The sequence below is a fragment of the Hymenobacter humi genome (assembly GCF_042665855.1).
Classification (GTDB): Bacteria; Bacteroidota; Bacteroidia; order Cytophagales; family Hymenobacteraceae; genus Hymenobacter; species Hymenobacter humi.
Genome location: NZ_JBHTEK010000001.1, coordinates 2,318,279 through 2,343,623, shown reverse-complemented (window position 1 = coordinate 2,343,623; position 25,345 = coordinate 2,318,279). Strand labels below are relative to the sequence as shown.

The 25,345-nt window shown below is 60.7% G+C and carries 19 protein-coding genes and 8 pseudogenes; 14 read left to right on the top strand and 13 right to left on the bottom strand.

The window, feature by feature from the left end:
- The first annotated feature begins 25 nt into the window (after window positions 1–25).
- The 6 genes and pseudogenes from ACFQT0_RS13095 to trpS all read left to right on the top strand — a co-directional run bounded on the left by ACFQT0_RS13095 (window position 26) and on the right by trpS (window position 4,920).
- The gene (locus ACFQT0_RS13095; protein ID WP_380203335.1) at window positions 26–895 is read left to right on the top strand and encodes a DUF4198 domain-containing protein; all 870 of its coding nucleotides are present in this window, start codon (window positions 26–28) and stop codon (window positions 893–895) included.
- A gap of 82 nt (window positions 896–977) precedes the next feature.
- Entirely contained in the window at window positions 978–1,352 is a 375-nt protein-coding gene (locus tag ACFQT0_RS13090) for an STAS domain-containing protein (protein ID WP_046246220.1), read from the top strand.
- 127 nt (window positions 1,353–1,479) lie between these two features.
- Window positions 1,480–2,391, top strand: a complete 912-nt coding sequence (locus ACFQT0_RS13085) for a ribonuclease Z (protein WP_380203332.1) — start codon at window positions 1,480–1,482, stop codon at window positions 2,389–2,391.
- 155 nt (window positions 2,392–2,546) lie between these two features.
- Entirely contained in the window at window positions 2,547–3,293 is a 747-nt protein-coding gene (locus ACFQT0_RS13080; RefSeq protein ID WP_380203330.1) for a queuosine precursor transporter, read from the top strand.
- 25 nt (window positions 3,294–3,318) lie between these two features.
- On the top strand, window positions 3,319–3,936 hold the full coding sequence (locus tag ACFQT0_RS13075) for a hypothetical protein (RefSeq protein ID WP_380203328.1): 618 nt from the start codon (window positions 3,319–3,321) through the stop codon (window positions 3,934–3,936).
- Window positions 3,937–3,944: 8 nt separating this feature from the next.
- A pseudogene (gene trpS, locus ACFQT0_RS13070) lies at window positions 3,945–4,920 on the top strand (tryptophan--tRNA ligase).
- A gap of 133 nt (window positions 4,921–5,053) precedes the next feature.
- On the opposite strand, the gene ACFQT0_RS13065 reads toward trpS, so the two are convergent.
- The 5 genes and pseudogenes from ACFQT0_RS13065 to ACFQT0_RS13045 all read right to left on the bottom strand — a co-directional run bounded on the left by ACFQT0_RS13065 (window position 5,054) and on the right by ACFQT0_RS13045 (window position 8,018).
- Window positions 5,054–5,953 carry a hypothetical protein gene (locus tag ACFQT0_RS13065; RefSeq protein ID WP_380203326.1) on the bottom strand — a complete coding sequence of 300 codons (900 nt, stop codon included), beginning with the start codon at window positions 5,951–5,953 and terminating at the stop codon, window positions 5,054–5,056.
- A 128-nt stretch (window positions 5,954–6,081) separates the two neighbouring features.
- A complete protein-coding gene (locus ACFQT0_RS13060) occupies window positions 6,082–6,660 on the bottom strand; it encodes a CoA transferase (protein ID WP_380206012.1) in 579 nt (192 codons plus the stop codon).
- A gap of 82 nt (window positions 6,661–6,742) precedes the next feature.
- Window positions 6,743–7,234 (bottom strand): annotated as a pseudogene (locus ACFQT0_RS13055) (CoA transferase); the annotation flags it as partial.
- A 47-nt stretch (window positions 7,235–7,281) separates the two neighbouring features.
- Window positions 7,282–7,779 (bottom strand): ABC transporter ATP-binding protein, encoded by a 498-nt coding sequence (locus ACFQT0_RS13050; RefSeq protein ID WP_380203324.1) that lies wholly within the window; start codon window positions 7,777–7,779, stop codon window positions 7,282–7,284.
- Window positions 7,755–8,018, bottom strand: coding sequence for an ATP-binding cassette domain-containing protein (locus ACFQT0_RS13045; protein WP_380203322.1), 264 nt, complete (start codon window positions 8,016–8,018; stop codon window positions 7,755–7,757). The genes ACFQT0_RS13050 and ACFQT0_RS13045 overlap by 25 nt, the downstream gene beginning before the upstream one ends.
- 110 nt (window positions 8,019–8,128) lie before the next feature.
- On the opposite strand from ACFQT0_RS13045, the gene ACFQT0_RS13040 reads away from it, so the two are divergent.
- Window positions 8,129–8,257, top strand: a complete 129-nt coding sequence (locus ACFQT0_RS13040) for a hypothetical protein (RefSeq protein WP_380203320.1) — start codon at window positions 8,129–8,131, stop codon at window positions 8,255–8,257.
- Between the two features lie 83 nt (window positions 8,258–8,340).
- Here the strand turns inward: ACFQT0_RS13040 and ACFQT0_RS13035 are convergent, their stop codons facing one another.
- Window positions 8,341–9,078: a class I SAM-dependent methyltransferase gene (locus tag ACFQT0_RS13035; protein WP_380203318.1), complete on the bottom strand. Its 738-nt coding sequence runs from the start codon at window positions 9,076–9,078 to the stop codon at window positions 8,341–8,343.
- Window positions 9,079–9,513: 435 nt separating this feature from the next.
- Between ACFQT0_RS13035 and ACFQT0_RS13030 the strand changes: the two genes are divergently transcribed.
- Window positions 9,514–11,205, top strand: a complete 1,692-nt coding sequence (locus ACFQT0_RS13030; protein WP_380206011.1) for a DEAD/DEAH box helicase — start codon at window positions 9,514–9,516, stop codon at window positions 11,203–11,205.
- A 125-nt stretch (window positions 11,206–11,330) separates the two neighbouring features.
- Here the strand turns inward: ACFQT0_RS13030 and ACFQT0_RS13025 are convergent.
- The 5 genes and pseudogenes from ACFQT0_RS13025 to ACFQT0_RS13005 form a co-directional block, all read right to left on the bottom strand.
- Window positions 11,331–12,226, bottom strand: a pseudogene (locus tag ACFQT0_RS13025) (1,4-dihydroxy-2-naphthoate polyprenyltransferase).
- A 126-nt stretch (window positions 12,227–12,352) separates the two neighbouring features.
- Entirely contained in the window at window positions 12,353–12,979 is a 627-nt protein-coding gene (locus tag ACFQT0_RS13020) for a glutathione peroxidase (protein WP_380203316.1), read from the bottom strand.
- 74 nt (window positions 12,980–13,053) lie between these two features.
- Window positions 13,054–13,634 (bottom strand): annotated as a pseudogene (locus ACFQT0_RS13015) (LOG family protein).
- Between the two features lie 87 nt (window positions 13,635–13,721).
- A pseudogene (gene argS / locus ACFQT0_RS13010) lies at window positions 13,722–15,521 on the bottom strand (arginine--tRNA ligase).
- 347 nt (window positions 15,522–15,868) lie between these two features.
- Complete coding sequence (locus tag ACFQT0_RS13005; RefSeq protein ID WP_380203314.1) at window positions 15,869–16,462, bottom strand: TRADD-N-associated membrane domain-containing protein; 594 nt, start codon at window positions 16,460–16,462, stop codon at window positions 15,869–15,871.
- An 845-nt stretch (window positions 16,463–17,307) separates the two neighbouring features.
- Here ACFQT0_RS13005 and ACFQT0_RS13000 point away from each other — a divergent pair.
- Window positions 17,308–18,102, top strand: coding sequence for an alpha/beta hydrolase family protein (locus ACFQT0_RS13000; protein WP_380203312.1), 795 nt, complete (start codon window positions 17,308–17,310; stop codon window positions 18,100–18,102).
- A 296-nt stretch (window positions 18,103–18,398) separates the two neighbouring features.
- Here the strand turns inward: ACFQT0_RS13000 and ACFQT0_RS12995 are convergent, their stop codons facing one another.
- Entirely contained in the window at window positions 18,399–19,337 is a 939-nt protein-coding gene (locus ACFQT0_RS12995; protein ID WP_380203310.1) for an arginase, read from the bottom strand.
- 336 nt (window positions 19,338–19,673) lie between these two features.
- On the opposite strand from ACFQT0_RS12995, the pseudogene ACFQT0_RS12990 reads away from it, so the two are divergent.
- A pseudogene (locus ACFQT0_RS12990) lies at window positions 19,674–21,072 on the top strand (arginine decarboxylase).
- Window positions 21,073–21,169: 97 nt separating this feature from the next.
- Window positions 21,170–21,325, top strand: a complete 156-nt coding sequence (locus tag ACFQT0_RS12985) for a hypothetical protein (RefSeq protein ID WP_380203308.1) — start codon at window positions 21,170–21,172, stop codon at window positions 21,323–21,325.
- 190 nt (window positions 21,326–21,515) lie between these two features.
- On the opposite strand, the gene ACFQT0_RS12980 is transcribed toward ACFQT0_RS12985, so the two are convergent.
- Window positions 21,516–22,031, bottom strand: coding sequence for a D-glycero-alpha-D-manno-heptose-1,7-bisphosphate 7-phosphatase (locus ACFQT0_RS12980; RefSeq protein ID WP_380203306.1), 516 nt, complete (start codon window positions 22,029–22,031; stop codon window positions 21,516–21,518).
- 70 nt (window positions 22,032–22,101) lie between these two features.
- Here ACFQT0_RS12980 and hemG point away from each other — a divergent pair, with 70 nt between their 5' ends.
- The 3 genes and pseudogenes from hemG to ACFQT0_RS12965 form a co-directional block, all read left to right on the top strand.
- Window positions 22,102–23,430, top strand: a complete 1,329-nt coding sequence (gene hemG, locus ACFQT0_RS12975; protein WP_380203304.1) for a protoporphyrinogen oxidase — start codon at window positions 22,102–22,104, stop codon at window positions 23,428–23,430.
- Window positions 23,431–23,553: 123 nt separating this feature from the next.
- A pseudogene (locus ACFQT0_RS12970) lies at window positions 23,554–24,296 on the top strand (polyprenol monophosphomannose synthase).
- Window positions 24,297–24,607: 311 nt separating this feature from the next.
- Window positions 24,608–25,188 (top strand): annotated as a pseudogene (locus tag ACFQT0_RS12965) (TerC/Alx family metal homeostasis membrane protein); the annotation flags it as partial.
- Window positions 25,189–25,345 lie beyond the last annotated feature (157 nt).

Sequence of the window (25,345 nt, the reverse complement as noted above, 5' to 3'; positions counted from 1 at the left end):
ATACTTTTTCTTTTGATTAACCTCCATGCGCCGGCTTTCCCTCACCATTGGCCTCTGCGTCTCGGCTGGCCTCACCGTGCTGGGCCACGAGTTCTGGCTGGAAGCTCCGCGCTTCCGCCTGAAGCCCGGCCAAACGCTTAGCATTCGTCCCCTTATCGGCGAGAATTTCAAAGGCGGGCCCTGGACTACCAAAGCCGAGAAGGTGCGGCGGCTGGTGCGCTTCGGCCCCACCGATTCTACGGCGCTCACGCCCGCCCCGGGCGTCGCGCCCACTGATACTTTTCGCACCGCGTTCACCTTTGCCCTACCGGGCACGCACGTGGTGCTGCTGCGCTCCACCAATTCTTTTATTGAGCTGACGGCCGAGCAGTTCACCGCGTACCTGCGCGAAGAAGGCCTCGACTCGGCCCTGAAGCTGCGCCAGGAGCGCGACCAGCAGGCCACCCCGGGCCGGGAAACCTACAGCCGCTGCGCCAAGGCGCTGGTGCAGGTTGGCGAAGCCAGCGCCCCGGCTGCCGCTGCCGACAGCGCTTGGCGCCATGTGTACGGCCTGCCGCTGGAGCTGGTGCCCGAACAGAATCCTTATCGCCTGGCTACGGGCAAATCCCTCACGGTGCGGGTGTTGCGCGGGGGCAAGCCGGCCACTGGGGCAGCCGTGCAGATATGGCAGCGCCAGGCCGGGGGCCTGCCCACCACCCATTTTACGGTGCGCGCCAACCAAAACGGCCGCGTGCTGTTACGACTATCCGGACCGGGGCCATACCTGCTGGCTACCGTCGACATGACCCAGGCGCCGGCCCAACTGCGCGACCGCGCCGACTGGCAATCGACCTGGGCGTCGCTGACATTTTCTGGCCCTGCTATTGCAGGGTCACGTTTCCCCGCAAAACATTAGCCAAGTTCATAGGAACATCACCCAAAATTTTGGGTTTTTTCATTTACCTTCGCCGTTCTCTTACCCTCCTTGCCTACGCTGTATGAAGTACACGATTGATAAAAAAGAAAGCTACACCATCATCACCATTGAGGAAAAGAAGCTCGACACCACCGTTGCGCCCGACCTCAAATCGGAGTTTGTGAAGCTTAACGCCGAAGGCATTAACAATCTGATTCTGGACCTGACCAACGTGAAGTACACGGATTCGTCGGGCCTGAGCTCCATTCTTATTGCCAACCGCCTGTGCAACTCCACCGGCGGCCTGCTCGTCCTCACGGGCTTGCAAGACCATGTACTCAAACTCATCACCATCAGCAAGCTGGAGTCGGTTCTTCACATTCTGCCCACGGTAGAAGAAGGCATCGACCGGGTGTTTTTGCACGCCATCGAGCGCGACCTCACGGATAAAGAGTAGGCTTAAGTTGTCAGTGGTTGGTTGTCAGTTGTCAGTTTGTTGAAGCTGGCAACCGGCAACCAACTTTTTGTTACCCCTCTACCAGCCCCCTGGCAACCGCCAACTATCAACTGACAACCATTACGCCTTGACTTTTGAGTTGAAGATTTTGGGCTCGGCCTCGGCTACGCCGGTACTTACGCGCCACCCCACGGCGCAGGTGCTCACGGTGGGCGCGCACCACTACCTGATAGACTGCGGCGAAGGCACCCAGTGGCAGATGCTCGAGCACCGCGTGCGCCCCCATCGCCTGCGGGCCATCTTCATCTCGCACCTTCACGGCGACCATTATTTCGGGCTCTTTGGCCTGCTGGGCACCATGCACCTGCAGGGCCGCACCCAGCCGTTGCACATCCTGGGCCCGCCCGGCCTCGACGAGGTGCTCACCACGCAGGCGCGGGTGTCCAACATGCAGATGGGCTTCACGATGGAGTTCACGCCCATCGACACCGAAGCGCACGCCGTGGTGTACGAGGACGAGCTTATCACCGTGTCGTCGCTGCCCATGCGCCACCGCATTCCCTGCACCGGCTACCTGTTTGCCGAGAAGCCGCGCCGCGCCAACCTGCTCAAGGACAAACTGCCGCCCGGCCTGCGCCCCGACCAGCTGGCCCGCCTCGCCCACGGCGAAGACCTCGAGCCCTACGACCACCAGCCCGGCGTGCGCCACGCCGATGTGGCCGGCCAGCCCCCGGTGCCCCGCCGCTACGCCTTCTTTTCCGACACGCTCTACACGCCCGACCTCGCCGACCTCATCCGCGGGGCCGACCTGCTTTACCACGAGGCCACCTTCCTGGAAGACCTCAAGGAGCGCGCCGCCCAAACCCACCACAGCACCGCGCGCCAGGCCGGGCAGCTCGCCGCCGACGCTGGCGTGAAGCGCCTGCTCCTGGGCCACTTCTCCAGCCGCTACAAGACCCTCGAGCCCCTGCTGCACGAAGCCCACGGCGTGTTTCCCACCGCCGAGCTGGCTACCGAAGGCCTGGTCGTGAGCTTGTAACTATTTTCATCTGTCACTATTTATGCTGTCGTCCTGAGCTTGCGAAGGACCTTATGGCGCCCGAACGGATTGAAATAACAGCAAAACCGTTCAGCCGTGAAAAGGTCCTTCGCAAGCTCAGGAGGACAATAGGTAGATGACTAAAGCTTGTCCCGATGACTCCCTTCGCCCACAAGAAGCAGCAGCTTTACCTTGTTCTCAGCGGCATCTTTCTGGTGAACGCGCTGCTGGCCGAAATCATCGGCGTCAAGATTTTTTCGGCTGATAAGCTGATGGGCCTGCCCGGTAATCTCACGGCCGGCGTACTCATCTGGCCCGTGGTGTTTGTCACCACCGACATCATCAACGAGTATTTCGGCAAAGCCGGCGTGCTGCGCGTGAGCTACCTCACGGTGGCTCTCATCCTGTTTGCTTTTGGAGTAATCTACTTCACTACCAAGCTGCCGCCGGCCGACTTCTGGCTGGACGTGAACAAGACCGACAACCTCGGCCGGCCCTTCAACATCGACTTTGCCTACCAGAGCATTTTCCGGCAGGGCCTGGGCATCATCACCGGTTCCATCGTGGCGTTTGGCATAGGGCAGGTGCTCGATGCCACTATTTTTGCGGCCATTCGCAAAGCCACCGGGGGCCGCTTTGTGTGGCTGCGGGCTACCGGCTCCACCCTGATTTCGCAGCTGGTCGATTCCTTCGTGGTGCTGTACGTCGCGTTTTACCTCTTCGGCAACTGGACGCTGGACCAGGTTCTGAGCGTGGCCAACACCAACTACTGGTACAAGTTTGCGGCGGCCATTCTTCTCACACCGGTGCTGTACTTAGCTCACTTTCTCATTGATAAGTACCTGGGCCAGGAAGAAACCGCCGAGCTGCAGGAAGAGGCCGTGGAGAACGTGAGTGTCTGAAGTGGCCGGAATTTTGACCTGTTGTATGGCTATGCGCCACTTGAAGATTCTGCTTGCTGCCGCCGCCGCTTTACTGCCCGGCCTGGCTCAGGCTCAATTTAATTTTGCGCCCGGGACCTACCAGGCGGCCAATGGAGCCAAAGGCTCGGCTTCCCTAAAGCTGGCGCTGGCCGAAGGCGGCCAACCCACCCGGATGGTGGGCATCAAAAACGACGACGAGCGCACCTTTCGCAGCGCCCAAGTCGTAGCGTTTACCACGGATGGCCACCGGTTTGTACAAATCAAGGACTTCCGGTTTCGCCTCGGCACCGATGCGGGCTTCAAAGACCCGGCCTTGCTGGAAGTGCTGGAAACCGGCGCCGTTGAGCTGTTTTATTACTACTACCTCGTGGACATGGGCCCCAGCATCACGGCCCACGTCAAGCTGCCCGTGTTGCGAAAGGCCGGCACAACCACGTTCTTTGCCTACAGTCCCGGCCGCACGCCGGGCCTCGACCCCAAGCTAGCCCCCAACGGCTTCGTGGCGTCGCTTTTCCCCGCCGACCCGGTGCTGCAGAAGCAATTTGCGGCCAAAGCCGTGACCCGGGCCCAACTCGCTGCCGTGGTGCGCGCCTACAACCAGGGCGTGCGCTTATCTCATTAATTTCTTTTATGTCCCGCATTCTTACCGGCATCCAAAGCACTGGCCGCCCGCACCTGGGAAACCTGCTCGGCGCCATACTTCCGGCGATTGAGCTGTCGAAAAACCCCGCCAACGACTCGTTGTATTTCATCGCCGACCTGCACTCGCTCACCACCGTGCGCGACCCTGAGCTGCTCCGCCAGAACACCTACGCCGTGGCCGCCGCCTGGCTGGCCTGCGGGTTCGACACCGAGAAAAACCTGTTCTATCGGCAGTCCGACGTGCCGCAGGTCACCGAGCTGACGTGGTACCTGAGCTGCTTCACGCCGTACCCGATGCTGGCCAACGCTCACTCGTTCAAGGACAAGTCCGACAAGCTTTCGGACGTGAATGCGGGCCTGTTTACCTACCCGGTGCTCATGGCGGCCGACATCCTGCTGTACGACGCCGAAATCGTGCCCGTGGGCAAAGACCAAATTCAGCACCTGGAAATTGCCCGCGACATTGCCGCCACCTTCAACGCCCGCTACGGCGAAACGCTGGTACTGCCCCAGGCCCGCGTCGATGCCGAGCCTGATGACCATCCCCGGCACCGACGGCGCCAAGATGAGCAAGAGCTACGGCAACATTCTCGACGTTTTTGCCCCCGAAAAGGAGCTGCTGAAAGCCGTGAAGACCATTATCTCGGATAGCACCCCGCTAGAGGCACCCAAAAACCCGGACACCGATACCACCTTCAAGCTGTATTCGCTGCTGGCCACGCCCGCAGAAACAGCCACCCTGCGCGCCAACTACGAGGCCGGCGGCTACGGCTACGGCCACGCCAAAAAAGAGCTGTACGAGTTGATTTTGCGCCGCTTTGCTACGGAGCGTGAGCAGTTCAATTTCTACATGAACAACCTGCCCGAGCTCGACGCCAAGCTGGCCGTGGGCGCCCGCCGAGCCCAGGAGTACGGCGCCGGCGTGCTGGCCAAAGTGCGCCAGAAAGTGGGCTACGGGCGTTAATATTCGCACAGCGTCAGGGGAGGTAAAGGAGTTTCACGGAGCAAGTACGCGTCTCTGTGAAACTCCTTTTACCTCCCCTGACGCTGTGCGAAACAGCTAAAACTCCTGTTGGGCTGAAAAGCTGAACCCGACTTTACTGCCGCGGCTCACCTGCTGGTTTTCCATTTTTTGCTTGACGCTGATTTTCTGGATTTCGGGCAGCGGCGGGGCAATCAGGTCGTTGTTGACGGCGGCAATCATGGCGCTTTCCACAAACAGGCGCATGGTTTTCGGCGTGATGATGTTGTCCGACATATCGTTGTCGGGCAGCTCGAGCCTGCTGCACGCCTTCGAGGTAGTAGTGGTTGTCGATGTTGATGAGCAGGCGGCCCACCAGGTACCCGGGGTCGTTCAGGCGGTGGTACTTGATGCTGTCGGCCATGAAGTTGTAGGCCATGATGTGCCCAAAGAAGCGCCGCCGAAAGTCCTGGTTTACATACGTGGTGGACATGGGCCCGTAGTCATCGGCAAACGTGACGATGTTGGAGTGCATGATGAACATCAGCAAATCGCCCGAAAACCGGATGTGAAATTCCATTTCGTTGACGGGACGGTACTCTATCGCCACGGACGAGTCGAGGGGCGTGAGCTTGCGGCTCAATTCCACTACCAGCTCCTGCGACACCAGACGCAGGCAGTCAAACGCCGCTTGCGTGTTCCGGAAAATAGCCTGCTTGGCGGTAGATTTCTGCTTCAGGCCTTCAAAAATCTGGTCGAGGCGGTCGGCCGGGGCTTCGGTGGGCGAGCCGGCTTCGGCGGTGGGCTGGTTGTTGGTGGCCGTGGCCCCGCGGTGCGTGGTCTCGGGCGCCGGAGCGGTTGCAGCAGCGTCCGGCTTCTTCTTGCTGGTCTTGGCGGCTTTCTTTTTGGCAGGCGCCGAAGCGGTGAGTTGGTCAGCCGCGGGAGCACCAAGCGTTTCGGCGCTGGTAAACAGCTCGGGTTCGGCGTTTTTTGGGTGGTTGACTTGGCCATGCGATAGGGAAATAACGCCCCGCAAACCCGTGGAGCGAAGGAAGACATCGAAGATAAGCGCAACAACAGGCGCAGCTACTGCTTAGCTTTTACGTAGCCGGCGCGCCGGAGGGTAATGGTGACCCTGTTTCCGCCGTGGCTTGCCTGCCATCGTTAAAGCCGACCTTGGAAGACTGGCCCAGCGCCGGAGGTCCGCTTAGTTGGGCTGCTACCTCCCATGCTGAGCTGCGGAAAGCTACCGTGCGCAGCCCTGCCCGCTGGTTTCCGGCTGCTGGCAGCAGCATGGCTTGGGCCGCCGGCTGGTTTAGCGCCTCCCCTACCGTGCGCACGGCGCCGGCAGGCACAGCCCGGCGTTCCAGCTCGGCCAGCAGGCTCGTCGCCGTTCACGGCAGCAATGCGCTGGGTGAGCAGGGCTTCGAGCTCGGCTCGGTGTACCACGCGGGCGGCATTGGTTTGAAAGCGGGCATCGGTTGCCCAGTTGGGCTGGCCCAATGCGGCGCAGAGCTGCCGGAACTGCCCATCGGAGCCCACGGCCAGCACCAGGCGGCGGCCGTTGGCGGCGCGATACACGGTACCATAGGGCACTATGCTGGGGTGGCCCGAGCCCATGGGCCGCGGGTCGTGCCCGGTCACGAGGTAAGTGGCAGCCTGGTTGGCCAGGGCCGATAAGGCACTGTCGAGCAAGCTGACATGCACCAGGGACCCGCGCCCGGTTTTTTCCCGCTGGTACATAGCGGTGAGCAGCCCTTCCTTGAGCCTGGTGGGCGGCCAGCAAATCCACCATGGCCACGGGCATTTTTTGGGGTGGGCGGCCGGGGCCCTCGGCGTTGAGGTGCATGAAGCCGGCCTCCGCTTGAAGCACCGCATCGTAGCCGGCGCGGGCATTAGCGGGGCCGTAGCCGGTGAGGTGGCCGTAAATCAGCCGCGGGTTCTGCGCAGCTAGCGTGGCGTAGTCGGCGGCCAGCTTCTCGGCATCGCCGGGCTTGTAGCTGGCCAGTACGATGTCGGCCTGGGCTGCGAGGTGCTGCAGCATGGCCTTGCCTTCTGGGTAAGTAAGGTCCACTACCAAAGACTGTTTGCCCCAATTGGAAGCCGAGAAATAGGCCGAAACCGACGCATCGAACGTGGCGCTGGGAGCGGCTGTTTCAGCCGTCGTTTTCCAGGTGCGCGTCACGTCGCCGGCCGGGCTCTCAATCTTCAGCACCTCGGCCCCTAGCTCGGCAAAAAACTGGCCCACCTGCGGGCCCGCCAGCACAGAAGCCAGCTCAACAACGCGGATGCCGGCGAAAGGAAGTTGATTATTCATGAGTCCGCAAAATAAGCCGCTGCAAAGCATGGCCAGCACGTTCTGCGCTAGTGGGCCAGGTAGCCATAGTCGCGCAGCGCCTCTCTCACGTCGCCTTCCAGCTTGAGCAAGCGGCCCTGGTGCAGCAAATAAACCACGTCGCAGAGGGGCAGCACCTCGGCGTAGCGGTGGTCGGTCAGGAGCAGGCCCTTGCGCTGCTTGAGGCGCTGCATCTCGTCGGCCAGGGTTTCTACGTGCACCGGCATCACGCCGGAAAATGGCTCGTCGAATAGTGAGAAGGCCGTGTCGGCGTGGAGCAGCAGCAGGGTTTGCAGCAGGCGAGCTGAGCCACCCGACAACTCGCTGGAGCGGCAATCGAACTGCGCCCGAAGTTCGGGAAAGCTGGCGGTAGCTTTATCCAGGTCGACACCCAGCAGACGGGCGGCCTGACGCAGCGGCAACGACGGCGGCAACAGCGGCTCCTGCGGCAGGTAGTTTACCAGCCCCCGCCGGTGGAAAGCCGGCACCACGCGGTGGCCGTTCACGCGCACCGAAGCATCGGCCACGGACCGGGCTCAAAAACGGTTTGGAGCAACACCGATTTGCCGCTGCCGTTGCGGCCCAACAAGCCCACTATCTGACCAGTCTGCACCCGCAGGTAAATATTGGCCAGCACCTGCCGCGCACCAAACGCCACTTGAATGCCGTCGGCCTCCAGCACCTGCGGGCCCGCCGGGTTCCAGGTCGCGGCCCTCACGCCAGGCTGGCCCGCATCGCCAGTACGCCCCCAGAAACACCAGGCCATCCAGGGCCACAACGCCGCTCCACAAGCGCCGGCGCGACACGCCCAGGTTGAAATAAAACCAATACTGGTCGGGCCGCATCTGTTCCGACAGGTACCACACCACCGGCGCTGTGGCCAGCTTGGTGAGCAGCAGGCCGGGCAGCAGGCCTTCGCCCCAGCCCTCGTGCAGGGCCGGCAGCAGCACGGCCAGCAGTATCAGGGCCGACACGCCCAGCATGAAAGGCGCCACCGTCCGATAAAAAAGCAATAGCGCCCGGATTTGGGTAGCCAGTAAGGTCATAGAAGGAAGGTGCGTGAGGTGCTCCAACGCGGGCGCTGCGGATTATTCTATTCGCCCGGCCCGCGCAAAAACCGGGAATACAACCTCCCGCTCGCCGGGCCCCCACCGCTGCATTATTTCCTCTGCAATCAGCGCCACGGCGTCTTCGCCCAGCGCCTGCTGGTACTTGGCTACGCTCGACCACGTGCGCAGATACTGCAAAAACCACTCGGCCGACCACTGCCGCTGCACCGCAAAGTGCGCCCGCTGCACGCCCGCAAACGGGAAGGGAATGCGCGCGTATTCGTCGTCGATGTGCCAGCGGTTGGCGTCCCAGTACGCGCCCATGATGGCGTCGTGAAAATGCCGGACGAGCGAGCCAATTTCCGGGCTGATTTGAACCAGACCGTAGCCCCATTCGGCCAGTACCGCGCCGGGCCGGGCCACGCGGCGCACCTCGCGGTGGTACGCCTCCGGCTCGAACCAATGCACCGCCTGGGCCACCGTGATGAGGTCGAAGCGCTGGTCGGGGAACGGCGTTTGTTCGGCGCGGGCGGTTTGGTAGTGAATATTGGGCCGGGGCGCGGCCTGGGCCAGCTGGCTGGCGCTGAGGTCGGTGGCGTTCACCCGCACGAAATAATCGGCAAGCACCACGGCTACCTGGCCGTTGCCGGTGGCGCAGTCCCAGGCCCGCTCCCGGCCGGGCACCTGCGGCAGCAGCCACTCGTAGAGCGCGGCGGGGTAATCTATGCGGTAGCGGGCGTAATCGGCGGCTTGGGCTGAAAAACGGTCGAGGGCCATGAGAAAGTAGGTACGGATGCGCGCACTGTAAAGAACGTCATGCCGGGCGCAGCCGAGGCATTTCAGGTGGGGACTAATCCAATCGGCTGTCATCCTGAGCAGAGCGAAGGACCTTATCACGCATGAACGAATCGTTGAGCCGTGATAAGATGCTTCCTTCGGGACGCCAGATGAGCATGACAGACGGCAGCATGACGGGCGGCGCGAGCGAGATGCCTCGGCTTCGCTCGGCATGACGTTCTGTTTTAATGGTGTTCTGTCCCGGCTGTTCCAATCCACTGTGCAACACCCGTTGCCCGCCGTATCTTTACCTCAAATCAAGCGGTTTGCTGGCCCAAGCACCAAGGTCAGCCCAATATTCAACCCCAAATAAGCTGAACCTTGACGTTTCACGAATTTAAGCTCCACGACGACCTGCTGGCCGGCATCGATGCCATGAACTACCAGCAGGCCACCCCCGTGCAGGAGCAGGCCATCCCCAAAATCCTTGACGGTAAAGACCTGATTGCCTGCGCCCAAACCGGCACCGGCAAAACCGCCGCCTACCTGCTGCCGCTGCTCGACAAGATTTCGCACGCCAAGCACGGCCACACCACCACCCTCATTCTGGTGCCCACGCGCGAGCTGGCCACCCAGATTGACGAGCAGGTGATGGGCTTCGGCTACTACGTGGAAGCCAGCTCAATTGCCATCTACGGCGGCGGCAAATCCGAGAACTGGGAGCAGCAGAAGCGCGCCCTCACCTCGGGAGCCGACATCATCATCGCCACGCCTGGCCGCCTCATTGCCCACCTGCAAATGGGCTACGTGAAGTTCGACCAAATCAAGTACTTGGTGCTCGACGAAGCCGATAAGATGATGGACATGGGCTTCAGCGATGACATCTTCAACATCGTGCGCCAGCTGCCCAAGGAGCGGCAGACGCTGCTGTTCTCGGCCACCATGCCGACCAAAATCCGCGACTTCTCGCAGCAGATTCTCAAGAACCCCGAGGAAATCCGGCTGGCCGTATCGAAGCCCGCCGCCGGCATCGACCAGCAGATGTACATGGCCTTCGACCGCCAGAAAATCTACGTCCTCGAGCACATCATCAAAACGCAGGACGTGCAGAGCATGGTGCTCTTCACCAGCCAGAAAGCGGCCGTGGGCGGCATCGTGAAGGCCGTAAACAAGCTGGGCATCGAAGCCCGCGGCATTAGCTCCGACCGCACGCAGGAAGAGCGCGAGGAAATCATGCGCGCCTTCAAAAACAAGCAGTTCCCCATCCTGGTAGCCACCGACGTGTTGAGCCGCGGCATCGACATCGACTCGCTGAGCCACGTGGTGAACTACGACATTCCGCGCGCCGCCGAAGACTACGTTCACCGCATCGGCCGCACGGCCCGCGCCGCCACCAAAGGCACCGCCATCACCTTCATCTCCGACCAGGACCAGGACCGGGTGGTGAAGATTGAGAAGCTAATCGAGCGTGACTTAGAAAAGAAAAGTATCACCGAAGAGCTGGGCCTGGGCCCGGCTCCGGAATTTGACCCCAAGCGTTTCGCTGGCCTCGGCGGCAAAATCGGTGGCCGCCCCGCCCGTGGTGGGCACGGTGGCAGCGGCGGAGGCGGTTCGCGTGAAGGCGGCCCGCGCCGCGAAGGTGGCGGAAGCCGCGACGGCGCCCGCGATGGTGGCCGCGACGGTGGCCGTCCGCCCCGTCGCGACGCGCCCGACCCCAAAGACCCCAAGCACATCGAGCGCATGGCCAACGCCAAAAATGCGCTGGCTGCCCTCGATGCGGGCCACGCCCCCACCGTGCCCTACCAGCGCCCCCCGCGTGAGCCCCGGCCCGAAGGCGAAGCCCGCCCGCACCGGGAGCCGCGTGCCCCCCGCCCCGAAGGAGAGCAGCGCCCGCCTCGCGAGCCCCGCGCTCCACGTCCCGAAGGCGAGCAGCGGCCACCCCGCGAGCCACGCCCGGAAGGTGAAGCCCGTGCACCTCGCGAGCCACGTGCAGAAGGCGAATCGCAAGAGCCCCGCGCCGAAGGCGAGCGCCGCCGGAGCCGCGGCGGCCGCAACCGCAAGCGCGGGCCTAAGCCCGAAGGCGGCGAGGTGACTGCTCCGGCCGCCCCCGCTCCTACTGCTGAGTAAGTTTTAGCTCAACAAAAAAGCCCCGCTGTGCGACACAGCGGGGCTTTTTGTTGAGCTTCATGTGGGCCTTTTAGCGTGGCCTCGACCCATGGCCCACCTTCAAAAGGTCATAGCCACGGCCATCTTTATCCCACCACCTGCCCAATCCCGAAAAGCAACGTGAACACCAGGGTGCTCAAGGCCATCTGCTTGAGCAGCGGGTCAATCTGCATAGAGTCCTGCCGCTGCCACACCTGGATAGCGTTGAAGGCAAAAAGCGGCGTGGCCAGGGCAAACAGCCATTGCCAGGGCGAGTGATACGTGAGGGCCACAAACACGGTGGCGCAGCCCAGGCCCAGCAGCAGCAGCAGCCAGTGATAGCGGCGCGCGTGGGCCGGGCCCAGCCGCACCGGAATGGTGATTTTACCGGCCAGCACATCGGAGTTGATGTCGCGGATGTTGTTCACGTTGAGCACCGCGGTGGCGAAACAGCCCAGGGCCGCGGCGGGCAGCAGAATTTGCAAGGGCAGCGTGCGCGCCTGCAGAAAATACGTGCCGCACACGCCCACCAGGCCAAAGAACAGGAACACCGAGATGTCGCCGAACCCGGCGTAGCCGTAGGGATTTGAGCCGGCCGTGTAGTTCACCGCCGCCCAGATGGCGGCCAGTCCCAGCGCCAAAAAGCCCAGAAACAGCCCCAGGCCCGCTGCCCCCAGCGCCACCCACAACAACGCCAGGCCGCTGGCCAGCGCCAGCACACCACAAATGAACATGCCGCGCTTCATCTGGGCGGGGGTGATGGCGCCGCTCTGTACGGCGCGCTGCGGGCCCTGGCGGTGTACGCTGTCGGCGCCGTTTTGCGAGTCGCCGTAGTCGTTGGCCAGGTTGCTGAGCACCTGCAGCAGGATGGTGGTGAGGGCCGCCAGTCCCACTATCAGCCCATTGAACTGGCCGGCCGCAGCCGCCAAGAAGCCCCCGTGAGGATGCTGGCCAGGGCCAAGGGCAGGGTGCGCGGACGGAATGCAGAAATCCAGGGACTCATAGCAATGAGAATGAAAAACAATCAGACAACAAAAGAACGTCATGCTGAGCGCAGCCGAAGCATCTCGCGTGTGGTAGTAACTCAATCAAATGGTTTACTGCCCCTAGCGAGATGCTTCGGCTGCGCTCAGCATGACGTTCTGGATACGCTGGAATGCGGCCCTACTTCGCGATATCCGCCAGCAGGCTCGGGGCTCAGGGGCTTCACGTCGGCTTTGTAGAACTTCACCACATGGCCGTTCTCATCGACCAGGTATTTGCAGAAATTCCACGACGGAGCGCTGTCCACGGCGCCGTTCTGCTTCTTGTCGGCCAGGAACTTGTAGAGCGGGGCCGTATCTGCCCCCTGCACCGAGATTTTGCTAAACAAGGGGAAGGTGACGCCGTAGTTTTTCTCGCAGAAAGTGGCAATCTGGGCTTCGGTGCCGGGCTCCTGGCCGCCGAAATTGTTGGCCGGGAAGCCGAGCACGGTCACTTTGTCGCCGTGCTTTTTGTAGAGCTCTTCCAGGTCCTTGTATTGCGGGGTATAGCCGCACTCCGAGGCGGTGTTCACAATCAGCAGCTTTTTGCCTTTGTACTGGCTCAATTTCACGTCTTTACCGTCGATGGATTTCACGGTAAAATCGTAGACGGAAGCAGGAGCGGCTACAGTTTCTGAAGAGTTGTTCATGGGGAAAAGTTGGGCTGGTTTCGCGGCAATAAAAGCTACCGCAGCGGTAGCCGAGGCCAGCGTGAGAAAAATGGATTTCTTCATGGGGAATGAAAGCCGGCACTTGCCAGCCGAGTGCATAACCGCTGGTGGGCCGGCAGGTTTTCGGTGGTGCCGAATCAGGTAGTCGGCGGGGTGAGCCACTTTTCGAGCTTCACCGGCTGGTAGGCCGCTAGTTGAGCCAGCAGGTCTTCGGCATTGTCCGACTGCAGGAGCTGGGAGCGGTTTTCGGCGCGCAGGAGCTGGTCGTCGCGCATGCGGTCGAGGGCCAGCAGCAGGTGGTCGTAGTAGCCGTCCACGTTCAGCACGGCCACGGGCTTGCGGTGCAGGCCCACTGGCCCCAGGTCAGGACCTCAAACAGCTCTTCGAGGGTGCCGTAGCCGCCGGGCATGGCCACGAAGGCATCGGCGCGGTCGGCCATCAGGAGCTTGCGCTCGTGCATGCTTTTCACCACGTGCAGCTCGGTGCAGCCCAGGTGAGCCAGTTCCTTATCAGCCAGGAAATCAGGAATAACCCCGATTACTTTCCCACCATGGGCCAGCACCGCGTCGGCAATGGTGCCCATCAAGCCCACGCGGCCGCCGCCGTATACTAAGGTAAGGTCATTCGCGACTAAGGCTGCGCCCAAAGCTTGGGCATGAGCAATGTAGAGCGGATTGGTTCCGGCGCTGGAACCACAGTAAACGGCAACACTTTTCATAAGAAGAATTGTAGCGTGGACTCTGCGAGTCCGCGCGTGGCGCGATAGTATATCTGTTCGTTCAAGCGCGGACTCGCAGAGTCCACGCTACATGCGCTCGGGCACCTGCATACCCAGCAGGCCCAGCGACACCTTTATCTGCTCGCCTACGCGGGCCGACAGCGCCACCCGCAGGCTGCGCTTGGCCACGTCGGTTTCCTGGAAAATGGAAACTTCGGCGTAGAAGCGGTTGTAGGCTTTGGCCAAATCGTAGGCGTATTGGGCTACTACGGCGGGCGACAGGTTGCGGGCGGCATCGGCCACCACGGCGGGGTAGCGGGCCAGCTCCTGCACCAGGCTCGCGCTCGGTGCCGTCGAGGCTGGCGATGCTGCTCCAGTCGGCCGCTTCGCTGATGCCCAGCTCGGCGGCTTTGCGGCGGATGGCGGCGATGCGGGCGTGCGAATACTGGATGAACGGCCCTGTGTGCCCTTCCAGGCTCACCGACTCTTCGGGGTTGAAGAGCATGCGCTTCTTGGGGTCCACTTTCAGCAGGTAGTATTTCAACGCGCCCAGGCCCAACATGTGGTACAGTTCCTCCAGCTCAGTGTCCGTCAGGCCTTCGGTTTTGCCTTTTTCGAGGGTGGCGGCTTTGGCGGCGGCCACTACGTCGCGCACCAGGCTCGTCGGCATCCACCACGGTGCCTTCGCGAGACTTCATCTTGCCCGAGGGCAAATCCACCATGCCGTAGCTCAGGTGATGAATGGCCTCGGCGTAGGGCTTGCCCAGCTTGCGTAGGGTGGCCTGCAGCACCTGCATGTGGTAGTTCTGCTCGTCGGCGATGACGTAGATGCTGCTGTCGTAGCCGAAATCCTGGTACTTGAGCTCGGCCGTGCCCAGGTCCTGGGTGATGTACACGCTGGTGCCGTCGGCGCGCAGCAGGAGCTTCTCATCGAGGCCCTCGGCCTGCAAATCAACCCACACCGAGCCGTCGTCCTTGCGGAAGAATACGCCTTTCTGCAGGCCTTCTTCTACCCGCTCCTTGCCCAGCAGGTAGGTCTCGGACTCGTAGTAAAACTTGTCGAAATCGACGCCGATGGTCTTGTAGGTTTCGTCGAAGCCTTCGTACACCCAGCCGTTCATGCGGCGCCAGAGGCTTACTACTTCGTCGTCGCCGGCTTCCCAGGCTTGCAGCATCTGCTGGGCTTCGGCCATAAGCGGAGCCCGCTTCTTGGCAATGTCGGTGGCGACGCCTTCGGCTTCGAGCTGTTTGATTTCTTCGCGGTAGTGCTTCTCAAACAGCACGTAGTATTTGCCGGCGAGGTGGTCGCCCTTCAGGCCCGCCGACTGTGGCGTTTCGCCGTGGCCGAAGCGCTGGTAGGCAATCATCGACTTGCAGATGTGGATGCCGCGGTCGTTCACCAGGTTGGCTTTGGTGACGGTGGCGCCAGTGGCTTTCAGAATCTCAGCCACCGAGTAGCCCAGGAAGTTGTTGCGCAGGTGGCCCAGGTGCAGGGGCTTGTTGGTGTTGGGCGAGGAGTATTCGACCACCACGCGGCGCGGGGCGTCGGGCAGGTTCACCGGCGCTTCGGCGGGCTGCGCGCGCAGGCTGGTTGAATACCGTCAGCCACTCCGTATCGGCCACTTCGAGGTTCAGGAAGCCTTTCACCACGTTGTAGCCGCTCACGCGGGGCTCGTTGGTTTTCAGCCACTCGCCTAGCGCCTGGCCGATTTGCTCCGGGCCTTTGCCAAAGGCTTTCGTGAGCGGGAACGTAACGAGGGTGAAGCTGCCGGCAAACTCCTTGCGCGTGGGCTGAAGCGTGAGACTGGCGGCGGGGATTTCTACGCCAAAAACAGCCTGAGCGGCGGTTTGCAGGGCGGTTTTGAGGGACTGTTCGAGTTGTTGCACTAGGCAAAGGTACGGGCTGGCGTTAACCTCACCCCCTGCCCGCCTCTCCAAAAAGAGGGGAAACCGATTCAGGTTCTGTTGGCGGGCCAGCGGCCTTAGCTAGCAGCCAAAGCGGCCAAGTGCCGCTGCGCCCGCCGGACGAATAGACTAACGAAACTTGAGCAACAAAAAGCCCCGTCAGTGTCTGGCGGGGCTTTTTGTTGCTTGTCAACATGAGTTATATTTACTCATTTAGCATACCATTCCCCGTTTCCGCCGCAGCGAGCAATAGCTTCTTTATGCCGATGAAATACAAAAGCCCTGCATTCCATCACTCACTACACGTATTTATACTAATTCAGAGCACGTTAAACCTTGGCTTCTTTATTGACAGCAAAATTAAAACTTATTATTTTTTCAATAATATCCTTATAGGATGCATCTCGCATTTCAGGTGATATCTTTTCTACTAACTGTATAGCTGTCAGAAACTTTTCTGTACTCTGTAGACTAGTATGAAAAATATTAATTTGCTTTATCGCTTTGCTGTATAACCAAAAGAAAAGACCTGCTATAATTTCAACAATTGCGCCACCAATAGTTGAATAAGGAACTGCTGCTGATTTTTCTGGCATATAATACACTGAAAATATGCCAGCAGAAAAAATAAAAAACCCTAGAATACTAATAGTTAAAGCTGCTGAGAATGCGTTTCGAGCCTGTTGCTTATTCATTACATAGTATTCACGCAGCTCTGCAACATTTTTAATCATTAATGTCAAAACATCCTTATCACCTTCTTCGATAATCTTGGTTATTTTGGTAACTTCTTCATTTATTTCTCTATTATCTGCATTTGCTGTTTTCTTATCAACAAAGGCTTTTAATATATAAGACAATACAGGAGCAACAACTGATGCACTAGCGACTAGAACTACTTTGAGAATATCGGATTCAAACATGGCTCTGATTAAATATTACTACCAAGCTACAACAAAGTCCCAGCTTCAACAGTATCGCCCTTACCCAAATCTTTTTTTAGCCTCTTAGACGTACAAAAAACGTCTTTCCTAGTCGGATAGCACTGCTTAGAAAAATTCAAAGCGGCCAGTTAATTGTTTAAACGAAGCGACTGGGCTGCCTCCGAGAAACATGGAGACAATTTGATGAAAGCCCCGCCAGCTACTGGTGGGGCTTTTTGTTTCTTCAGCGGCTTAGGCGGCGGGATTGGTGGTGGGGCTGCCTTGGCTGAGGGCAACTTGCCGCCGGCGGCCGTTTAGCGCGCGGTACGTACCGACGGCCAGCGGTAAATCTGCCAGCGACTACTGACCAGTTGTCGGAACGCCGACGCCGCGAAGCAGTGTTGGGCATTGATTCTTGCTCTAATTCTTTCCTACGTGCTGCTATCCCGTTTTTCCTTCCCTGCCAAATACCGTTTCCTGTGGCTGTTTGTGGCGCTTGCTGCTTCCCCGGCCTGCAAGAACACAGCTCCCGAGCCTGCCGCCGCAGCCCCCACCGCCGATACCTCGGTCCTGGCCGGCAGCACGCTGATTGGCGAGTATAGCGCCGCCACCCTGGGCAGCCGCGTGCAGAGCGTGCCGCTGGCAGGCAGCCTGGTGCGCTACCCCATTCGGGTGTACCGCCTTACCTACCACACCCGCACGCCCGAGGGCACTGAGACCACGGCCTCCGGGGCCGTGCTGGTGCCGGTGGCCACCGCCACCCTGCCGGTGCTCAGCTACCAGCACGGCACGCTGGCGCCCAGCAGCGAAGGCCAGGCCCCTCCTACTACGCCACCGGCAGCGACGTGTGGTCGGTGGTGTCGGTGCTGGCCTCGACGGGCTACGTGGTGTCGGCCTCCGACTACCTGGGCTACGGCGCCTCCAAGGCCTTGCCCCACCCCTACGAGCAAGCCGCCTCGCTGGCCTCCGCTTCGGCCGATATGCTGCGGGCCACCCGCGAATTCTGTCAGCAGCAGAAAGTGAGCCTGAACCAGAAAAACTTCCTGCTGGGCTACTCCGAGGGTGGCTACGCAACCATGGCGCTGCACAAGCTGCTGGAGGAGAAATACGCCACTACCCTGCCCGTGACGGCCAGCGCGCCCGGCGCGGGCGCCTACCACAAGTCTGCTTTTGCCCGCTACGTTCTCAGCGCCACGCAGCCGCTCAGCTTCCTGAGCACCTACGTGTGGGTACTGCGCACCTACGACCGCATTTATGCCCTGAACCGGCCGCTGTCGTTCTACTACCAGGAGCCCTACGCCACCCAACTGCAAGCCAACCCATTCGCCGCCGTGCCCAGCCAGCAAGACCAGTTGTTCACCCCCGCCTTCCGCCAAGCCGTGCTGAATAACTCCGATGCGCCGCTCGCCGCCACCCTCACCGCCAACGACATCTACGACTGGCAGCCCCGCGCCCCGCTGGCCCTGTTCCACGGCACCGCCGACGACTACGTGCCGTTCTTCAACTCGCAGGATGCCTACGATGCCATGCAAAAGCGCGGCGCCACCCAGGTTGAGCTACGCCCCATTCCAGGCGGCAACCACTTCACCTCGACCACAGAGTACACGCTGGGCGCTTATGCGTTTATCAGCAGGTTTTAAATGAGGAGTGAAGAATGAGGAATGAAGAATTGGGTCAGGAATGGGCGGACGACAACTCCCCTCCTCAGTTGAGGAGGGGATGTTTGAGCTTTAGCTCGAACGGGGGTGGTTGCCCTCGTTGAACGATACCCGAACGACTGGCGGCTCAACTCGTTCGGTCGGCAGTCGTTCGCCCATCGTTCAACGAGTGCAACCACCCCACTCAACTTGGCAGTTGAGCGTCCCCTCCTTAAAAAAGGAGGGGAGTTGTCCGCCCATTCCTCATTCTTCACTCTTCATTCCTCATTAATTTTCAATCACCGGCTCACCACTTCATCCAGGCGCAGGCGCTGCTCAATGGCCTCCGTGGCGGCTTCCAGGATGTTGAAGGCATTCTTGGCCATGGTGTTCTCGCTGTCGAGCGTGGGGTTGATTTCAACCATCTCGAAGCACACCACCCGGTCGTTTTCGAGCAGGGCGCGGCAGAGGGCAATGGCTTCGGGCACATCGAGGCCCAGCTCAACGGGGGTGCCGGTGCCTTTGCTGAAGCGCGAATCCAGGGAGTCCACGTCGAAAGAAATGTAGACCAGGTCGCAGAAGCGCAGCTGTTCGTAAATCTCGCGGGCTACCTGGCGCGGGCCTTTGGCGCGGAACTCGTCCAGCTTGAAGTTCTTGATGCCCTGCTGGTCGATGATGGCGTTTTCCTGCTCCTCGGTGTCGCGCACCACCACGTACACGAGGTGGTCGGGCGTGAGCTTGGGCCCGGGCTCGCCCAGGTCCTTGAGGCGGCGCCAGAAAAACTCGGTTTCGGGGTCGGGCTGGTTGCGCTGGTGCTGCAGGTTGTCGAGGCCGAGCGCGGCGGCCAGCGGCATGCCGTGCACGTTGCCGCTGGGCGTGGTGTAGGGCGAGTGAATGTCGGCGTGGGCATCTATCCAGACCACGCCCAGGGTTTTGTGCGGGTACGTCGCCTTGATGCCGGCAATGGTGGCGTTGGCGCTGCTGTGGTCGCCGGCCAGCACCAGCGGGAATTCGCCAAAGCGCAGCGTCTGCTCCACGGCGCTGGCAATGCCCTTTTGCACGGTATAGATGGCGTCGATGTGCTTGGCGAACGGGAATGGGTTCTTGTCGAACAGCACGTGGTTCAGGTCCGGCACCACCACGGAGTTGAAGCGGCGGAAATAATCGGAGCCTTTGTTGAGGCAGGCCACGCGCAGGGCGTCGATGCCCATGCTGGCGCCGCGCGTGCCGGCCCCCAACCGGAGCGGACTTCCAGAAGTTTGATGCGTTTCATCGGGTGGGAATTTGGGTAGCGTAATGGGGCATCGCTCTTTTAGCTGTTAGCTATTAGCTGTTAGCCATTAGCTCTCTTAAGTCGAGAAGCTAACAGCTAATAGCTAACAGCCAACAGCTAGAATTGCGCTGCCTTGCGGTAGAGATGCTCTACCGTAGCCAAGTCGCTATCATTCCATCGTCACGATGCAAGGCCGGATGGGAGTAGAACAACGGATTGTTCCCACTACTTCCCGACCTCGGCGGTACTTTTGACCTGCCGACTGCAAAGGTCGGCTTTTCCCGCCGCTTTTTCAAAACCGATGGATACTTACCACGACCTGATTTCTCAAACCTTCGATTTCCCCACGGCCGATTTCACGGTGCAGGAGCACGAATTGCAATTCCACGGCATCGACCTGATGGGCCTCGTGGAGAAATACGGCACCCCACTCCGCCTCACCTACCTCCCCAAAATCAGCTCCCAGATTCAGCGGGCCAAGAAATGGTTTGCCGATGCCATTGCCCAAACTGGCTACCAGGGCTCGTATTCCTACGCCTACTGCACCAAGTCGTCGCACTTCCGCTTCGTGCTGGAAGAGGCCCTGAAAAACGACATCCACCTCGAAACCTCTTCGTGGTTCGACATCAGCATCATCCGCAACCTGCACGCCCAGGGCAAGGTCGACAAGCAGAAGCACATCATCTGCAACGGCTTCAAGCCCGAGGCCTACAAAAAGGAAATCGCGGACCTGATTAACGACGGCTTCGTGAACTGCATGCCCATCATCGATTCGCCGAACGAAATCGAGTACTACCACGACCACGTGCGCGAGAAAGTGAACCTGGGCATGCGCCTGGCCTCCGACGAGGAGCCGCGCTTCCAGTTCTACACCTCGCGCCTGGGCATCCGCTACGCCGACGCCATCCCGCTCTACGAGAAGCGCATCAAGGAAGACCCGCGCTTCGAGCCTGACGATGCTGCACTACTTCATCAACACCGGCATCAAGGACACGTCCTATTATTGGTCGGAGCTGAGCCGCTTTGTGCACAAGTACTGCGAGCTGCGCAAGGTGTGCCCCACCCTGCACACCATCGACATCGGCGGGGGCTTCCCCATCCAAACCAGCATCCAGCCCGAGTACGACTACCCGTACATGGTGGCCGAAATTTTGCGCACCATCCAGCGCATCTGCCAGGAAGAAGGCGTGCCCGAGCCCAACATTTTCACCGAGTTCGGCATCTTTACCGTGGGCGAAAGTGGAGCCACCATCTACTCCATTCTCGACGAGAAGCTGCAGAACGACAAGGAGCTGTGGTACATGATAGACGGCTCGTTCATCACGAACCTGCCCGATACCTGGGCACTTAACCAGCGCTTTATCATGCTCGCGGTTAACGGCTGGGAAAGAGGCTACAAACGGCTGCAGCTCGGTGGCCTCACCTGTGATTCGCAGGACTATTACAACGCCGAAAAGCACATCTACCAGGTGTTTTTGCCCGAGCGCAAGCCCACCGACGCGCAGCCGCTCTACGTGGGCTTCTTCCACACCGGCGCCTACCAGGAAAGCCTGAGCGGCTACGGCGGCATCAAGCATTGCCTCATCCCCGCGCCGCAGCACGTCATCCTCGACCGCGCCGCCGACGGCACGCTTATTGACACGGTATTTGCGCCGCAGCAGGAAGCCGCCAGCATGATGAAAATTCTGGGATACCAATAATGCAATTTCTGCGTTGGCATTTTTTCTTAAAATATAGGTGTAGCTCCTTATCTTTGAAGCCCAACCCCGTCATCCCTCACCCGTTTTGTTTATAATTATGAAAAAGCTCATTCTGCTTGCAGCCGGTTTCACGGCCCTTTCGCTCGGCGCCTGCAACCGCCAGGTGTGCCCCGCTTACACCAGCACCAAAGCAGTGAAATCTGTTTCTGCGCCCGTCACGGCCAGCACCGCTACGCCTGCTGAACGCCAGTAGTAATTGAGCTGGATTGCATAAAAAAGGCCGGCCTTCCCAATTGGGGAGGCCGGCCTTTTTATATACTAGTTGGTGCATGTAGAGACGCAAAATGTTGCGTCTCGTCGTTGAACGGCTTGCGTTGCGCAACCGCTAGTACCGTTCGCTTGCAAACAACAGCAGCAACGACGAGACGCAAAATATTGCGTCTCTACACCCCCAGAATCATGTCCGTGGCGGCCTGCAAATCCAACGCCCGGGGCGTGAAGTCTACCGCTTCGGTGGCGCCCACCAGAATGCCGCGCACGCCAATCTTGGCGCCCGCTTCCATGTCGCGGAACCGGTCGCCCACCACCCAGCACTGCGCCACGTCGAGGTTGAACCTGGCCACGGCTTTTTCGAACATGCCCGAGTCGGGCTTGCGCAGGATGGATTCGCTTACGCTGGGGTGGCCTTCGCTGAAATAAAAGGCGTCCACAGCGTGGTTGCAGGCTTCCTGCAGCTTGGCGTGGCATTTCCCGACGTCGGCGGCGGTGTACAGCTTTTTGGCGATGCCGGCCTGGTTGGTGACGACGATGAGGTAGTAGCCAGCCGCTTTAAGGCGGGCCAGGCTTTCGGGCACGCCGGCGCACACGATGAAGTTTTCGACCTGCCACACGTACTCTCCTATTTCCTCGTTCAGCACGCCGTCGCGGTCCAGGAAAATTGCTTTGTTCCTTGTTGTCATTGCGGCAAAGCTACGGGCGAACCGCGGGACCGCGCCCCTAACTTTGCTGCATCATTCGCGCTACGACATTATGAGAATTGCCATCATCGGCGGCGGCATCAGCGGCCTCACCCTGGCCTGGTACCTGCAGAAAGGCGGCGTGGCGTACGACCTGTACGAAGCCGACAACCGCCCCGGCGGCAACCTGCGCAGCCTGTCCCGGCCCGAAGGCTACCTGCTCGAAGCCGGCCCCAACTCCCTGCAGTTGAGCCAGGAGCTGGAAGAACTACTAGCCGACCTCGGCCTGACTGACCAGATTCAGGACAGCGCCGCGGTGAGCAAGCACCGCTACGTGCTGCGCGGCGGGCGCTACCGCCAGCTGCCCGGCTCGCCCCCGTCCCTGCTCACCAACGGCTTTTTCAGCTTGAAAGCCAAGTGGAACCTGCTCCAGGAGCTGCGCCAGCCCGCCGCCCCCACCGATGCCACCGAAACTGTAGCTCAATTTTTCCGGCGCCGCTTCGGGCCCGAAATCGTCGACTACGCCGTCAACCCCTTCATGGCCGGCATCTACGCCGGCGACCCGGAGAAGCTGCTGCTGCACAAAACCTTCCCCCTGGCGGCCCTGGAGCAGCAGTACGGCTCGGTGCTGCGCGGGCTGGCCAAAACGGGCAAAGGCGCGCCGCGCCGCCGCATTGTCACGCTCAAGTCGGGCGTCCAGACCCTCACCGATACGCTGGCCGCCCGGCTCACCAATTACCACTCCAATACGCCTGTTGAGAATGTCACCCGACTTGCCGATGGCAGCTACCAGCTTCAACTCAATTCTTCAGCCCAACCCGCGGCTCACTACACGCACCTGGCCCTGGCCCTGCCGGCATTTGCGGCCGCTAACCTTTTGCAAGGGCTGTTTCCACAAGCAGCGGCCGCGCTGGCCGCCGTGCACTACCCGCCGATGAGCGTCGTTTTTTCGGCCTACGACCGCGCAGCTGTCACCCATTCGCTCAACGGGTTTGGCGCGCTGCACCCCAAGGTGGAAGGCACCTACGCGGCCGGCTCCATCTGGACCAGCGCCATCTACCCGCAGCGCGTGCCGGCCGGGCAGGTGCTGTTTACCACGTTTGTGGGCGGCGCGCAGTACGAGGCCGCCGCCACCCAGCCCGAAGACGTGCAGAAAGCCGCCGTGCACGCCGAGTTGAGCCGGTTTTACGGCATTGCGGGCGGCCCGCGCTGGCAGGAACGGTACTTGTGGCCGCGCAGCATTCCGCAGTATGATGAGCGCATCGTGGCGGCCCACGCGGCAGCCGATTCTCTGGAATCCGCCAACATCCTGGCCGTAGCCAATTGGCGGGCGGGCGTGAGCGTGCCCGACTGCATTCGTCACGCGCGGAAAGTCGCCGAAGGCCTGGCGGCTGGTCAGTAGCCGGTTTGGAGTGCCTGGCAGACTGCGTGCAGAGTACCCCATTCCGATGCCGCAGCTGAAATAGTAGCAAGGTGGACCGTACGGGCATGCAGCTTCGTGCCCCCAAACCCTATCTTTGAGCCCATGAGCGAAGGGGTCGTCCTAATTCCAACTTACAACGAGCGCGAGAATGCGGAATTAATCATCCGAAAGGTGATGTCGTTGCCGCTGGCGTTTGATGTATTGATTATCGACGACGGTTCTCCTGATGGCACGGCGGCCATCGTGCGTCGGCTGCAAACGATATTTCCGGGCCGGTTATTTCTGGAAGAGCGCAGCGGCAAGCAGGGCCTGGGCACGGCCTACCTCCACGGCTTTCGCTGGGCGCTGGACCGCGGCTACGAGTACATCTTCGAGATGGACGCCGACTATTCGCACAATCCCGAGGACCTGTTGCGCCTTCACGACGCCTGCGCCGTCGAGGGCTACGACATGGCCATCGGCTCGCGCTACATTCAGGGCGTGAACGTGGTGAACTGGCCCATGTCGCGGGTGCTGATGTCGTACTTCGCCTCCTGGTACGTGCGCCTGATAACGGGCATGCCCATTCGCGACGCCACGGCCGGCTTCAAGTGCTACACGGCGCGGGTGCTGCGCGCCATCGACTTGCCCAACATTCACTTCGTGGGCTACGCGTTTCAGATTGAGATGAAATGGCTGGCGTACCACTGGGCTTCCGCATCAAAGAAGTGCCCATCATCTTCACCGACCGCACCCGCGGCACGTCCAAAATGTCGAGCGGCATTGTCGAGGAAGCCTTTTTCGGGGTACTGCAAATGAAGGTCAGCAGCTGGCTGCATCCGCTCAGGCGGGTAGGCGGCCGGTAGGCGGGCCCGGCGGTGTGCCTTGGCCGGGCCGGGTGCCCGCGTTTTGGCAGGTAAGCCGGCCGGTGCCGCATTGGGCCTGGCTCAACGTCGCTGGCTCAACCAGCTTGCGAGCCCCGGTGTATCTTGCCCCTACGCATGGAAAACACCCCCTGTTCTGGCTCGGCTTTAATGCTTTTGTAATCGGGCTGCTGCTGCTCGATTTATTCGTGTTCAACCGCCAAGCGCACGCCATCAAGCTGCGCGAAGCCCTGGGCTGGAGTGCGTTCTGGGTGGCCCTCTCGCTGTGCTTCAACTATTTGGTGTACCGCACCATGGGCCACGAGGCGGGGCTACAGTGGCTCACCGGCTACCTAGTAGAAAAGGCCCTGAGCGTCGACAACCTGTTTGTCTTCCTGCTGATATTCAACTATTTCAAGGTGCCGGCGCAGTACCAGCACCGCATTCTGTTCTGGGGCGTGATGGGCGCGCTCATTCTGCGGGCCGTATTCATTCTCGTGGGGGCGCGCTGCTCGCCAAGTTTCACTTTCTGATTTATCCGCTCGGGGCCTTCCTCGTGTACACGGGCGTGAAAATGGGGTTGAGCGCCGACGACCCCGAAATCGACCCCGACAACAACCCGGTGGTGCGGTTCCTGAGCCGGCACCTGCCCATCACCCGGCAAATGGAAGGCGGCAAGTTCTTTGTGCGCCGCGACGGCCTGCGCTTTGCCACGCCCCTGTTTGTGGTGCTCGTGATGGTGGAAACTACCGACGTGGTTTTTGCCGCCGATTCCATACCCGCCATCCTGGCCATCACGCGCGACACGTTTATCGTGTTCACCTCCAATGTGTTTGCACTGCTGGGGCTGCGCGCCATGTACTTTGCCCTGGCCAGCATGATGCGCCTGTTCCACTACCTGCACTACGGGCTGTCGCTGATATTGGTGTTTATCGGCTTTAAAATCCTGGTTGAAAGCATTTTCCCCATTCCCATGCCGGTGGCGCTGGGCGTGGTGGGCGGCCTGCTGCTGCTGAGCATCCTCGCCTCGGTGGTATGGCCCAAAAAGAGGT

Bases quoted from the DNA above. Each gene is read 5' to 3' on its own strand.
- ACFQT0_RS12985 (WP_380203308.1), top strand. From the start codon at position 21,170: ATGAAAAAGCTCATTCTGCTTGCAGCCGGTTTCACGGCCCTTTCGCTC.
- ACFQT0_RS13090 (WP_046246220.1), top strand. From the start codon at position 978: ATGAAGTACACGATTGATAAAAAAGAAAGCTACACCATCATCACCATT.
- ACFQT0_RS13035 (WP_380203318.1), bottom strand. From the start codon at position 9,078: ATGGCCCTCGACCGTTTTTCAGCCCAAGCCGCCGATTACGCCCGCTAC.
- ACFQT0_RS13080 (WP_380203330.1), top strand. From the start codon at position 2,547: ATGACTCCCTTCGCCCACAAGAAGCAGCAGCTTTACCTTGTTCTCAGC.
- ACFQT0_RS13075 (WP_380203328.1), top strand. From the start codon at position 3,319: ATGGCTATGCGCCACTTGAAGATTCTGCTTGCTGCCGCCGCCGCTTTA.
- ACFQT0_RS13020 (WP_380203316.1), bottom strand. From the start codon at position 12,979: ATGAAGAAATCCATTTTTCTCACGCTGGCCTCGGCTACCGCTGCGGTA.
- hemG (WP_380203304.1), top strand. From the start codon at position 22,102: ATGAGAATTGCCATCATCGGCGGCGGCATCAGCGGCCTCACCCTGGCC.
- ACFQT0_RS13045 (WP_380203322.1), bottom strand. From the start codon at position 8,018: ATGGCCTGGTGTTTCTGGGGGCGTACTGGCGATGCGGGCCAGCCTGGC.
- ACFQT0_RS13005 (WP_380203314.1), bottom strand. From the start codon at position 16,462: ATGTTTGAATCCGATATTCTCAAAGTAGTTCTAGTCGCTAGTGCATCA.
- ACFQT0_RS13030 (WP_380206011.1), top strand. From the start codon at position 9,514: ATGAACTACCAGCAGGCCACCCCCGTGCAGGAGCAGGCCATCCCCAAA.
- ACFQT0_RS12980 (WP_380203306.1), bottom strand. From the start codon at position 22,031: ATGACAACAAGGAACAAAGCAATTTTCCTGGACCGCGACGGCGTGCTG.
- ACFQT0_RS13095 (WP_380203335.1), top strand. From the start codon at position 26: ATGCGCCGGCTTTCCCTCACCATTGGCCTCTGCGTCTCGGCTGGCCTC.
- ACFQT0_RS13060 (WP_380206012.1), bottom strand. From the start codon at position 6,660: ATGTACCAGCGGGAAAAAACCGGGCGCGGGTCCCTGGTGCATGTCAGC.